The organism is Pseudomonas sp. B21-056 (genome assembly GCF_026016325.1).
Taxonomy (GTDB): domain Bacteria; phylum Pseudomonadota; class Gammaproteobacteria; order Pseudomonadales; family Pseudomonadaceae; genus Aquipseudomonas.
In genome coordinates this window covers 2,772,336-2,786,433 of the sequence record NZ_CP087203.1, presented here as the reverse complement: position 1 = coordinate 2,786,433, position 14,098 = coordinate 2,772,336, and the positions used below count along the sequence as shown (strand labels likewise).

Annotated in this window: 2 protein-coding genes; both read left to right on the top strand. The window is 66.5% G+C overall.

Features of this window, described 5'->3' with window-relative positions; genetic code table 11:
• The first annotated feature begins 70 nt into the window (after nt 1–70).
• The gene (locus tag LOY67_RS12335) at nt 71–10,273 is read left to right on the top strand and encodes a non-ribosomal peptide synthetase (RefSeq protein ID WP_265067431.1); all 10,203 of its coding nucleotides are present in this window, start codon (nt 71–73) and stop codon (nt 10,271–10,273) included.
• Entirely contained in the window at nt 10,270–14,097 is a 3,828-nt protein-coding gene (locus tag LOY67_RS12330) for a non-ribosomal peptide synthetase (protein ID WP_265067430.1), read from the top strand. The genes LOY67_RS12335 and LOY67_RS12330 overlap by 4 nt, the downstream gene beginning before the upstream one ends.
• Nucleotide 14,098: the final 1 nt, after the last annotated feature.

The following is a 14,098-nucleotide window of genomic DNA, read 5'->3' as shown; positions in this document are numbered from 1 at the left end:
CAGCGCCCGACCACCGCGGCGCCAGCCCGACACTCACTGTTTTCAAGCCTTTGAAATGGACCAAGCCAGCATGAACAACATCGAAGACATCTACTCCCTTTCGCCGACCCAGCACGGCCTGCTGTTCCACAGTGTCTTTGAACCGGATTCGCGGGTGTATTACCAGCAATTGAGCCTGGAAATGCACGGCCCGCTGCAACTGAACGCCTTTCGCGGCGCCTGGCAGGCACTGATGCAGCGCCACGCTGTGCTGCGCAGCGCGTTTCTCTGGGAAGAACTGGACGATGCCTATCAGGTGGTGCAACAGGACGTCGACCTGCCCCTGACCGAACTGGACTGGCAGGACCGTGCCGACCCGCAGGCGGCCCTGGAGCAATTGGCCCTGGAACAACGGGCCCAGCCCCTGGAGCTGAACGAGTCGCCGCTGATGCGCGTGTGCCTGGTGCGCCTGGCCCCCGAGCGCTGGCACCTGAGCTGGACCTTCCATCACATCCTCATGGACGGCTGGAGCGTTGGCATCGCCGTGCAGGAATGGCTGGCGCTCTACTACGAGCAGGCCCACGGCCGCCCTGCCCAGCTGCCACCGACCCGCCCCTACCGCGACTACATCGCCTGGCTGGCGGAGCAGGACATGGCCGCCACCGAAGGCTTCTGGCGCGAGCAGTTGCAGGACCTGAGCGAACCGACCCCGCTGCCCACCTTTGCCGTGCGCCAGACAGCGCCTGCCGGGGCACCTTTCGCCGAGCGGGAAAGCCGGCTGGATGCCAGCGAAACCGAGCAGCTGTCGCAGTTCGCCCGCCGCCACGACCTGACCATCAACACCTTGATCCAGGGCGCCTGGGCATTGCTGCTGGGCCAGCACGCCGGGCGTGACGACGTGGTCTACGGCGTCACCGTCGCCGGCCGCCCGGAGAACCTCGCGGCGGTCGACAGCACCGTCGGCCTGTTCATCAACACCCTGCCGCTGCGGGTGCAGTGGGCCGACAGCCCGGCGCTGGTGGACTGGCTGCAGCAGTTGCAGCACGCCAACAGCGACCTGCGCCACCACGCCTACCTGCCCCTGGGCAAACTCAAGTCGATGACGCGGATTGCCGCCGAACAGGCGCTGTTCGATTCGATCCTGGTGTTCGAGAACTTCCCGGTCACCGATGCACTGAACCAGGACACCGGCGGCTTGAGCTTCAGCGCCCCGGCCAGCGAACAGCAGGCCGACGGCATCACCCTGACCCAGGGCCGCAACCACTTCCCGCTGTCGCTGATCGTGATGCCGGACAAACAGTTGCACTATCTGATCAGCTACGACCGCAGCCGCTTCAGCGATGCCGAGGTGGCGGTGCTGTCCGCGCAACTGCGCTCGATCCTGTTGGCGATGACCGCGCAAGCGCAGTGCCGGGTCAATGAACTCGAATGGCTGAGCGCGGAAGAACGCCAGCAACTGCTGGTGCAGGGTCTCGGTGCGCAACTGTCGGTGCCCCAGGACTGCCTGCACCAGCGGTTCGAACAACAGGTGGCCGCGGACCCCGAGCAACTGGCGGTCCGCGATCGCCAGGTCGCACTGACCTACCGTGAGCTGGACCAGCAGGCCAACCGCCTCAGCCAGTACCTGCGCGCCCGGGGCATCGGCCACGACAGCGTGGTCGCCCTGGCCCTGGAACGCAGCGCCGATTTCGTCGTTGCCCTGCTCGCCACCCTCAAGGCCGGCGCGGCGTATCTGCCGCTGGATATCAAGCAGCCCGCCGGCCGCCTGGTCGACGTGCTGGTGGACAGCCGCGCCGCGCTGCTGATCGGCGCCACGCCTTCGCCGCTGCTCAAGGGCCTGGCCGAACACACGCCGACGCTGTGGCTGACGGAACAGGCACAGGCCATCGCCAGCCAATTGGACACGCCACCGGCCGTGGCCCACAGCCCGAGCGATGCCGCCTACGTGATCTACACCTCGGGCTCCACCGGCACGCCCAAGGGCGTGGTGGTCGAGCACCGCTCCATCGTCGACTACCTGACGGCGGTGCAAGCCGTGCTCAACCCGCCGTCGGCCGCCCGCTACGGCTTGCTGTCGAGCATCGCCGCCGACCTCGGTCACACCCAGCTATTCGGCGCCCTGTGCAGCGGTGCCAGCCTGTTGCTGGTGGATGAAGACAGCGGTTTCAGCCCACTGGCCCTGGCCGAACTTTTCGACCGGCATCCGGTGGATGTGCTGAAGATCACCCCTAGTCATCTCGCCGGCCTGTTGCAGGCGCTGCCCGATGCGCGCCTGCTGCCACGCTCGCTGCTGGTGTTCGGTGGCGACGCTCTCAGCCCGGCGCTGCTGGAGCAGGTCAATCGCCTGGCACCGGGCTTGAAGGTGTTCAACCACTATGGCCCGAGTGAGGCGACTGTCGGCGCCATTGCCACCGAACTGCCTGCGGGCCTGCGCAGCATTGCCCTCGGTCGTCCGCTGCCGAACCGTCAACTGCGGGTGGTCGATGGCAACGGGCGCCTGGCGGCCATCGGCGTGTCCGGTGAACTGCTGATCAGCGGCGCCCTCGCCCGGGGTTACCTGCACCGGGACGACCTCACCGCCGAGCGCTTCCATCTCGATGCGAACGACCAACGCTGGTACCGCACCGGCGACCGCGTGCGCTGGCAAGTCGACGGTCAGGTGGCGTTCCTTGGCCGCGTCGACAGCCAAGTGAAGATCCGTGGCAACCGCCTGGAGCTGGGCGAAGTCGAGGCGCAGATCAAGCGCCTGTCGCCGCTGATCGAGCAGGCCCTGGTGCGCGTCGTCGAACTGGACGGCAGCCCGCGGCTGGTGGCCTGGCTGGTCGCCAGCCAATCGATTTCCCCGGCCAAGCTGCGCAACGACCTCAGCGCCCGGGTGCCGGACTACATGGTGCCGGCGCATTTCATCACCCTCGATGAACTGCCCCTCACCCGTAACGGTAAGGTCGACGTCCAGCGCTTGCCGACGCCGCAAAAAACCACCGCTGACAACGCCAGCCACGTCGCCCCGCGCAATGAAGTCGAAACGCTGCTGGCCGAGATCTGGCAAGACGTCCTCAAGCTTGAGCGGGTTGGCGTGCACGATAACTTCTTCGCCCTGGGCGGCGACTCGATCATCAACTTGCAGATCATCGCCCGCGCCAATCAGCAAGGGCTGAAGCTCACGCCCCGGCAGTTGTTCGAGAACCGCACCATCGCCGATATCGCCCGGGTCCTGGGTGCCGATGCCAGCCAGGGAGTGGCGCAAAGCCTTTCCGATGGCTACGAGTTGCCACTGGGCGCGGGTCAACTGGCGCGCCTGCAACAAGGACCGCTCGACGCCACCTGGCGCTGCGTGGCGCTGGCCCAGGCCATCGACAGCGACCTGCTCGGCCAAGCGCTCACAGCCTTGCAGCAACATCACCAGGCCTTGCGCCTGGCACTCAAAGCGCTGCCGGAAGGTGAATGGCAGCAACGGGTACTGGGCGCGGCCAAGGCGCCGCTGATCAGCCGCGAGACACTGGCCGTGTGCGACCCGGTGCACTTGCAGGCCCTGGCCCAGGCCGGTGTCGACGCCCTTGAACTGGACGCCGGCCAGACCTTGCATGCCTGCCTGCTGGACGTGGCCGGCAAGCCGTCGCTGTTGCTGGCCGCTCACCCTTTGTGCGTGGACGAGGCATCCTGGTCGCTGTTGCTCAGCGACCTCAACCTGGCGCTGGCGCAACTGAAGTATCAACGGCCGGTGCGCCTGTCCTATGCCGGCGGCGATTTCAGCCAGTGGACGCGGCACCAGCAGGCACACGCACAAAGCGATGCCCTGGACGAGGCCTGGGAACATTGGCTGCAATACGCCGGCGCGGAACCGCTGCAACTGCCGGAAAGCGAGCAAACCAGCAGCGTGGTCGAGCACGCCCTGCCAGCCACCACCTCCAGCGAACTCAAGCGCGTGGCCGAGGTGCTGCAGCTGGACTGGAACAGCCTGCTGGCCGCTGCCGTGGTGGAACAATGCCGTGAGCTGGGCGGCGACGGCCTGATCGCACTGAGCATTCAAGGCACCCGCCCCGCCACCGAACGCTTGCCTGTCGATGCGGCCATCGCCGTGGCCGACCTCGAACCGGCACGCATCCTCGGCCCCCTGGATCTGGCGGTGCCGTACTTTCTCCAGACCGAAGGCGACAGCCTCCTGCAACGCGTGCAGACCCTGGTTGCGCAGATGCGCGCCTATCCGCAACACGGCGTCGACTACGGCGCCCTGCGTTACCTGTCGGACAACACTTACCTGCAAGAACCCCTGCGCGATCTGCCAGCGGCAGCGGTCGCCATTCGCTGGCTGGGCAACCTCGACAGCCATCGCGAGGAGCACGGCATCCTCACCGGGGTCGAAGCGGCGAACCCATTGGCGGCGTCTGCCTGCCCCCTGACACTCGACGCCTGGTGGCAGGACGATTGCCTGCACCTGCGCAGCCAGGGCGCCCTCGCCGCCAGTTGGGCGCCACGGCTCATGCAACGCTTGGTCGAACTCGCCGGGCTGCGCACCGCCACCGACCTGCGCCCCGCCAGCCAGGCCTTCCCGCTGTGCCACAAGCAAGCGGCGACCCTGGCGGCCGAGCCCCTGGACTGGTCGAACATCGAAGACGTCTACCCGCTGTCGTCGATGCAACAGGGCATGCTCCTGCACACCCTGCTGCAACCCCACAGCGGCATCTACCTGATGCAGCAACGCTACAGCTGGGACGGCGCGTTGCAGCGCCCGGCCATGGAAGCGGCCTGGCAGTTGTTCCTGCAACGGCATCCGATGATGCGCACCGCGTTCTGGTGGCAGGAAGACCATGAGCCGCTGCAATGCGTCTACCGGCAAACCCATCGGGCCTTCGACTGGCAGGACCTGCGCCATCTCGATGAAGACCAGCAACGCCTGGCGATGGACCAAGCCCTGGAAGCACAACGCGTGCAAGGCTTCGACATGGCCGGTGCGCCGCTGACCCATCTGCGGGTGTTCCAGCTCGATGAGCGCCGCTTCGCCGTGGTGCGCAGCTTCCACCATATCCTCACCGATGCCTGGTGCTTCGGCCTGCTGATGGAGGACTTGCTGGCGATCTATCAGGCCATCGTCCGCCAGGAGCCTGTGGCCCGTCCGCGCCTGCGTTCGTTCCGCGGCTACATGAGCTGGCTGGAGCGTCATGACATGGCCGCCGCGCACGCCTTCTGGCAAGCGCAGATGGCCGGCTTCAGCGAGCCGACGCCGCTGCACGTGGACAGCCCCGTGGCCCGTCCCGAGCAGGCGCCGGAGCAAGTCGGCGATTTCGACCAGACCCTGAGCATCGCCCAGACCCAGCGTTTGCAGCAGCTCTGCCAGCAATACCAGTTGACGCCGAACACCTGGATCCAGGGCGCCTGGGCGTTGTTGCTGGCGCGCTACAGCGGTAATCGCGATGTGCTGTTCGGCGTGACCGTGGCCGGTCGCCCGACCGATCTGGCCGGGGTGGAGGAAATGGTCGGGCTGTTCATCAACAGCCTGCCGCTGCGGGTCGATGTCGACCCCAAAGCGTTGGTCGCCGACTGGCTGCAGGCATTGCTGTCCCACAATGCGCAACTGCGCGAGCACGAAAGCGCGTCGCTGGTGGACATCCAGCGTTGCAGCGAAGTGCCCCGCGGCCAGCAGTTGTTCGACAGCCTGGTGGTGTTCGAGAACGCCCCGCTGGACATCAGCAGCGTGCAACTGGACGCCTTCAGCATCGATATCTATGAAGACCGGGTGCACACCAACTTCCCGATGACCGTGGTGCTCTACCCTGGCGACCGCCTGGGCATCCGCCTGTCCTATGACAGCCAGCGCTTCAGCACCGACACCGTGCAGCGCATGCTCGGCCATCTGGTGCAACTGCTGTCGAGCATGCTCGAGCAGCCGCAAGCGCCACTGGGCAGCCTGCACATGCTCCCCGAAGCGGAGCGCCAGCAGTTGCAGGTCGAATGCAACCGCAGCGCGGTCGAGTTCCCGCTGGAGCGCGGCTACGCGGCGCTGTTCGCCGATCAGGTGCGCCGCCGCCCGCAACACATCGCCGCGGTCTGCCAGGGCCAGTCACTGACCTACGCCGAACTGGACCGCCGCGCCAATGCCATCGCTCACGCCCTGCAAGAGGCCGGCGCCGGTCCGGAAACCCTGGTGGCGCTGTTTGCCGAGCGTGGCCTGGCCTTGCTGACGATGATGATCGCCACGCTCAAGGTCGGCGCCGCGTTCCAGGCCCTGGACATCCAGCAACCGCCGGCGCGCCTGGCGGAACTGCTGAACCTCGGTGAAGCGCCGCTGCTGCTGGTTTGCGAGAACGCGACGGCGACGCTGGACAACGTCCTGCCGCAGATGCACCGGCAACCCACCTGCCTGATCGCCCAGGCGCTCTGGCAAAGCGGCGAACGAGCACCGGTCAGCTACGCCCACACCCCCGACCAACTGGCCTACGTGATCTTCACCTCGGGCTCTACCGGCACACCGAAAGGGGTGATGGTCGAGCAACGGGGCATGCTCAACAACATGTTCGGCAAGGTGCCGAGCCTGGGCCTGGGCGAGCACGACCGGATTGCCCAGACGGCCTCGGCGGCGTTCGATATCTGCGTGTGGCAGTTCCTCGCCGCGCCGCTGTTCGGCGCCACCGTGCACATCCTTGCCGATGCCCAGGCCCACGACCCGGTGGCCCTGCTCGACGCCGTCCAGGAACACGGGCTGACGCTGCTGGAAACCGTGCCGGCGCTGATTCGCGGCATGCTCCAGGAGAGTCAGGCACATCACGACCTGGCGAGCCTGCGCTGGTTGCTGCCCACCGGCGAGGCCCTGCCGCCGGCCCTGGCGCGGGATTGGTTCGGGCGCTTCCCGGCCATCCCGTTGATGAACGCCTACGGCCCGGCGGAATGCTCGGACGACGTTGCGTTCCACCCGATTGCCGAAGCCCCGACCGACGATTGCCTGCACATGCCGATCGGCAAACCGACCGCCAACAACCAGGTGTTCGTGCTGGATTCGGACCTGCGCATGGTGCCCATCGGCGTTCCCGGTGAGTTGTGCATCGGTGGCGTCGGTGTGGGTCGCGGTTACCTGCGCGACCCGCAGCGCACCCGCGAAGCCTTTGTCCCGCACCCGTTCCAGGCGGGTGCGCGGCTGTATCGCAGCGGCGACATCGGGCGGATGCGCGCCGATGGCGTGATCGAGTACCTCGGCCGTCGCGATCAGCAAGTGAAGATCCGTGGTCATCGGATCGAACTGGGTGAAATCGAGAACCGCCTGATGCAGCACCCAGCGGTGGACAGCGCGGCCGTCCTGGCGCTGCCCGACGCCCGGGGTGCCTTGCAACTGGTCGCCTGGTACGTGCTCGACAGCGCTGCCGGTCTGGGTGGCGAGCCTGCGCAACAGCTGTTGAGCGCTTACCTGGCCACGCAACTGGCGAGCTACATGGTCCCGGCCCGCTGGTTGGCCCTTGAACAATTGCCGCTGAACGCCAACGGCAAGGTCGACCGCCGCGCCCTCGCCGCCCAAGGCGTGCCCCAGGCCGAGACGAGCGATGAGCTGTGCGTGGCACCGCGCACCGCCACGGAAAAAGTCCTGGCCGAACTCTGGCAGGAGATCCTCGGCCTGGACAGCGTCGGTGTGCACGATGACTTTTTCGCCATCGGCGGCCATTCGCTGCTGGCGACCCAGGTGCTGTCGCGGATTCGTCGACGCCTGAACGTGAGCCTGCCGCTGCGCACGCTGTTCGAACGCGGCACCCTGGAGCAACTGGCCGAAGCGGTTGATCGCCAGCGCGACGCCCAGGTCGCGTCCGAGGGCGACAACGAAATCGCCCTGGCACCACGTCACCAGCCGCTGCCGTTGTCCTACGCCCAGCAGCGCCTGTGGTTCCTCGATCGCTTCGAAGGTCCGAGCGCCGCCTATAACATGAGTACCGTGGTGAGGTTGCGTGGGGCGTTGGACATCCCGGCGTTGCAAGCAGCGTTGCAGGCTGTGCTGGAGCGTCATGAGTCGTTGCGCACCGCCTTCCACCTCAACGGTGACCAGCCCTGCCAGGTGATCAGCCCGGCGCCACGGGTCGACCTGACGCCGACCGAGTTGGCTCAGCTGACCGACGAGGCGCAGGCAGACACCCTGCAACGCCTGATCGATGAGCAGGCCGGCACCCCGTTCGACTTGCAACAGGCGCCGATGCTGCGCGCCAATCTGCTGCGCCTGGGCACGGATGATCATGTGCTGCAATTGGTACTGCATCACATCGCCACCGACGCCTGGTCCATGGGCATCCTCGTCCAGGAGCTGATCGTCGGCTATCAGGCGTACACCAGCGGTTCGACGCCGGCCCTGCCAGTGCTGCCGATCCAGTACGCCGACTATGCCCACTGGCAACGCAGCGAGGCCCAGCAGCGCCTGCTGGCCCGGGCCATCGATTACTGGCGTCGGCAACTGGACGGCGCGCCGACGCTGATCCCGCTGCCGCTGGATTGCCCGCGTCCGGCGCGTCCCGACTACCAGGGTGCGGCGCTGGAGCAGCGCTTCACGGCGGCCCAGACCCAGGTGCTGAAGGCGTATGCGCAAGCACAACGGGCGACGCTGTTCATGGTCCTGCTCAACGCTTTCAACAGCCTGATGCAGCGCGCCACCGGGGCCAGTGATTTCATCGTCGGCACCGACCTGGCCAACCGCGAACACCCGGCCCTGGAGCACCTGATCGGTTTCTTCGTCAACGTGCTGCCGATCCGCGCGCGCCTGACCGAAGGCGAATCTTTCGACATCCGCCTGCAACGCTTGCGTGAAGATTGCCTGTCGGCCTTCCAGCACCAGCAAGTGCCGTTCGACAAGCTGGTGGAAGAACTGCAACCGCCGCGCACGCCTGGGGTGAACCCGCTGGTGCAGGTGCTGTTCGTCATGCAGAACACGCCGAGCGGCAACGCCAGCCTGCCGGACCTTGCGGTGGAGCACCTGGTGCCGCGCCTGGAGAGCAGCAAGTTCGACCTCGCGGTGTTTGTCGAAGAAGACGAAGAACAGGGCCTGAACGTGCGCTGGGTGTACCGCACCAGCGTGTTGCAGGAAGCGACCGTCAAGCGCCTTGAGCAGGGCTTCGAAAGCCTGGTCGAGCAGATTGCCGCTGCTTCCGGGCAGGCGCTGGACAACTGGTCCTGGCGCCTTGAAGAAGGTCAGGGCAACACCGCGCCGGCCCTGCCCGATTCGCCCGCCGATGACGCCACGGCCCGCAGCGCTCGCAAGCTTTCCAAGCTGAGCAAGCTCAAGCAGACCCGCGCCACCGCCGTCAGCCAGCTGGCCCACGAACAGGTGCGCAGCCGCAGCCTGATCGCCGGACAGCCCCTGCCGTTGGTGATCGAGCCATTGCTGGGCGACCTCGATCCGGTGCACTGGGCGTTGCAAGCCCGCGAGTGGATCAACACACAGTTGCGCACCCACGGCGGCCTGTTGTTCCGGGGCTTCAACCTGCCGGACGCCGCCGCTTTCGAACAGTTCGCCCAGGCCATCGAACCGGACCTCTACGGGACCTACGGTGACCTGCCGAAGAACACCTCCGGCAAGAACATCTACCATTCCACGCCGTACCCGGAACAACACATGATTCTCTTCCACAACGAGAGCTCGCACCTGCCGCAGTGGCCGCGCAAGCAGTGGTTCTATTGCGAAACCCCATCGCCCGTGGGCGGCTGCACGCCCATCGTCGATTGCCGCCAGGTACTGGCGCGGTTGCCGAACGACATCGTCACCCGCCTGAAAACCCACGGCCTGCTCTACGTGCGCCACTTCACCGACAAGCTGGACGTGCGCTGGCAGGATTTCTTCAAGACCGAACAACGCGAGGAAGTCGAACGCCAATGCCTGGCGTCGGGCATGCGTTGGGAATGGCTGGGAGTCGATAACCTGCGTATCGCCCAGCACTGCCCGGCCATCGTCGAACACCCAGAGACCGGCGAGCTGTCGTTCTTCAACCAGGTGCAACTGCACCACACCGCCTGCCTGGAGCCTGAAGTGCGCAGCAACCTGATCAATCTGTTCGGCCCGGAGCACCTGCCGCGCAACGTCTACTACGGCGATGGCAGCGTGATCGAAGACGCGGTGATGGAGGTGATCGGCGCGGCCTATGAAGACTGCGCGGTGCGGTTTACCTGGCAAAAGGGTGACATGGTGATGCTCGACAACATGCTGGTGGCCCACGCCCGGGACCCCTTTGAAGGCGAGCGCAAGATCTGCGTCGCCATGGGCCAGATGATGCGCCGCGAAGAGCTGACGGGGCATCTGCCTGAAGCGCAGCCGGTGGCGGAGGTGCTGGCATGACGGCTTACGAAAAGCGTGAAGAAGCCTTCGCCCTCTCGCCGCAGCAGCGCAGCCAATGGCTGGGCGGGTTGCCGGCGGTGCGGCTGGAGCTGGAGATTCGCGGTGCGTTGGCGCTGGAGCGCTTGCAGCAACGGCTCGCCGCGTTGAGTGCCTGCCACGAGGCCCTGCGCTTGCGGGTGCGGCCGGAGCCGGGGTTGCTGATGCCATTGCAGGTGGTTGAGTCCGCCGCCGACGCGATCGGCATCCAAGTGCAATCGGTGGATGCCGATCGGCATCGGGTGACACTGCAACTGCCGGCCCTGAGCGCGGATCGCGGCACCTTGCTGCGTCTGGCCCAGGCACTGGGTTCGGCGCAGGCACCGTCGTTCGACGACGAAGCCATGACCTACACCCAATACAGCGCCTGGCTCTACGAATTGCAGGCCGATGACGACGCCGAGCATGGCCGGCGCTTCTGGGCAACCCAGGCGCTGGATGAAGCGGCCGCGAGCGGACTGCTCTACCGTCAGGTGCGCAGCGACCGCAGCGATACTCCGGTGACCACCCGCCTGATCGCCAGCCCGCAGTTGGGCATGGCCCTGGAGGGTTTCGCCGCTCGCCAGCAGGCGTCAGCGGAACAGGTATTGATGACCGCCTGGGGCGTACTGTTGCAGCGACTGAGTACCGGTGACAGCCCGGCATTGACCTTGAACTGGGTCCATGATTGCCGCGACGACTACGAAGAACTCGCCGACTGCTGGGGCCTGTTCGCCAAGCCGCTGCCCTTGCGCTGGCAGCCGGCTCCCGACAGTTCCTTTGCCCAGGCGCTGGCCAATCTGCAAACGCTGTGCGAACAAGCCACTGAATGGCAGGAGTATTGCGGCGTCAGCACTGCGCAGACGGTCGAAGCCTCGCCTTACGGTTTCCAATGGGGTGCGAGCCTGCCTGGACCACTCAGCGTCCTCGGTAGCAGCGCAGCGACGCTTGCCGTGCTGGACCTCCAAGCCATCCCGTCGGGCATGGAACTGCTACTGGTAGTCGAAACCATTGGCGGCGACTATCGCCTGAGCCTGTCTCATCCGCCGAGCCGCTACAGCGAACAAGCCGCCACGACGCTGCTGGAGCAGTTGCAGTCGTTGCTGCTCGATGCGCTCGCCAACCCGGGCAAGCCGCTGTCGGAGCTGTCGCTGCAGGCACCGGGCTTCGCCGCGACGCTGGCGGCACTGCATGCCCCGCTTGATGTGCCGTCGGCGTTTGCCTGCGTACCGGCGCGCTTCAGCGCGTGTGCCGCACAGTTCCCCGGACACCTGGCCCTGCGCGACCACAACGGGCAGCTCAGCTACGCCGAACTGGACGCACGCAGCAATCAACTGGCGCATTACCTGCGCGCCCAGGGTGTCGGTCGCGAGGACCGCGTGGCGTTGTACCTGGATCGCTCGGTGCAGATGGTGCTGGCCATGCTCGCGGTGCTCAAGAGTGGCGCGGCGTTCATCCCGCTGGACGTGCAGCAGCCGGCGCAACGCTCCCTGGCGATCCTGCAACAGGCCAAGCCAGTCTTCGTCCTCAGCGGCACGGCTGGCAGCGCTCCCGCCCTGCCCGCTATCGGTAGCCTCGACCTGCGCGATGAAGCGGTTTGGCAGCAAGGACCAACGGGTGCTCCGGACCTTGAGATCCAACCCGAGGACGCGGCCTACGTGCTGTTCACCTCGGGCAGCACCGGCACGCCCAAGGGCGTCATTGTCGAGCACGGACAGCTTGGCAGCTATGTCACCAGCGTCTCCCGACGCCTGGAGCTGGCAGCAAGCGAGCGCAGCGCGGTGGTCACCTCCCTGGCGGCCGACCTCGGCTACACCCTGCTGTTCCCGGCGCTGCTCAGCGGCGGCGAATTGCATCTGCTGGACAAGGAAACCGCCATGGACGCCCAGGCCTGGGGCGCATGGCAGGCGCAGTACCCGATCGATCACCTGAAAGTCGTGCCGTCGCTGCTCGACGCCTGGTTGATCCACGCCCAAAGTGCTGCCGTGCTGCCGCGCAAGCAACTGATCCTCGGCGGTGAAAGCTGCTCGCGACGCCTGTTGCAGAGCATTCGCAGCCATGCGCCGACGCTGAAAATCTTCAACCACTACGGCCCCACCGAAACCACGGTCGGGGTGGTGATGCACGCCGTCGAGCCGGCGCTGGATTATCGTCGCCTGCCCCTCAGCGACCGTCTCGACGGCATGCGCCTGTACCTGCTCGACGACCAGCAGACACTGGCCGCGCCCGGACAAAACGCCGAGCTGTACATCGCAGGCCCGCAACTGGCCCGGGGTTACCTGGACGCGCAACAGAGCGCCGATCGCTTTATCCAACTGCCACAACGGCCCGGCGAGCGTCTGTATCGCACCGGCGACATGGCCCGCTATCTTCATGACGGTAGCGTGGAAATCACCGGGCGTGCGGATCGCCAGGTGAAGATCCGGGGTTTCCGCGTGGAGCTCGACGAGATCCAGGCGCAACTGACCGGCCTGCCCGGTGTTGCCCAGGCTGCGGTGGAATGCATCCCCCGTGGCGAACTCGGCCAGCAACTGTTCGCCTTCATGACCCTGGCGCCCGGGCATTCGACCAGCGTCGCCCGGCTGCACGGCCAGGCCCAGGACTGCCTGCCGGACTACATGCTGCCCTCCCTGCGGATTGTCGAAGCACTGCCGCTGATGGGTAACGGCAAGCTCGACCGCAAGACCTTGCAGCAATGGGCCGACAAGGTCCTCGACACGGTCGGCAGTGCCTTGCCGCGTACACCGCTGGAAGCCCTGCTCGCCGATGTCTGGGCGCAAGTGCTGGGCCTGGAACGGGTGGGCATCGACGATGATTTCTTCGAACTGGGCGGCCACTCCCTGGCGGCGGTGACGCTTGCCAGTCGCCTGCAAACGGCGCTGTCGGCACCGGTGACGGTCAATGCGGTGTTCAACGCCCCCAGCGTGTCGGCGTTTGCGGCGCTGGTGCAGGCCGAGCTCAAGCTCTCGCCGCTGGTCAGGCTGTCGCCGCACAACACCAAGGCCGAGGCGGCCAATCTGTTCTGCTTCCACCCGTCCACCGGCCATGTGCAGGACTACCGCACGCTGTTGGCCCCGCTGCACGCCTGGAATCTCTGGGGCTTGCAGGCGGCCTACCTGGCCGAAGACAGCACCACGCTGGACGGTGACATCGAGAGCCTCGCCGCGCTCTATGTCGAGCACCTGCGCCAGCAGCAACCCCACGGCCCCTATCACTTGCTGGGCTTCTCCCTCGGCGGACTGCTGGCGATTGCCGCTGCCGCGCATCTGGAACGCCAGGGCGAAGCAGTGGCCTTCCTCGGCATCCTCGACTCGCAATACCAGCATCAGGCGCCGGAAGACAGTGTCGAGGCGCTGCTGGAATCGGCGTCGCAGGCGTTGACCCCGGACAGCCAGACGCTGATGCGTCAGTTGCCGCCGCCGGTCATGGCCACGCTGACCGCGCAACTGAGCGCCCTGCCCCCCGGGGCACGCCTGCCGGAACTGGTGCAATGGGCCCGCCAGCAAGGCCTGCAACTCGATGGCGACAGTTGGGAACACCTGCAAACACGGCTGCGCTACCAGCAACACACGCAGCACCTGCTGGCCAGCTTCAAGCCTGCACGGTTAAGCTGCCCGGTTCATGTCTGGTGGGCCAGCGACACCCTGGCCCAGGCCGAGTTCGTCGACCCGCACTGGGAACGCCTGAGCAGCGGGCCACTGACCCGCGACGTCGTCCAGGCGCAGCACCTCACCCTTCTCGAGCAAGGCGCCCTGCATCAGCAATTGGCGGCGCGTCTCGAGACATTGGCGACACACGGAGTGGTTTGAA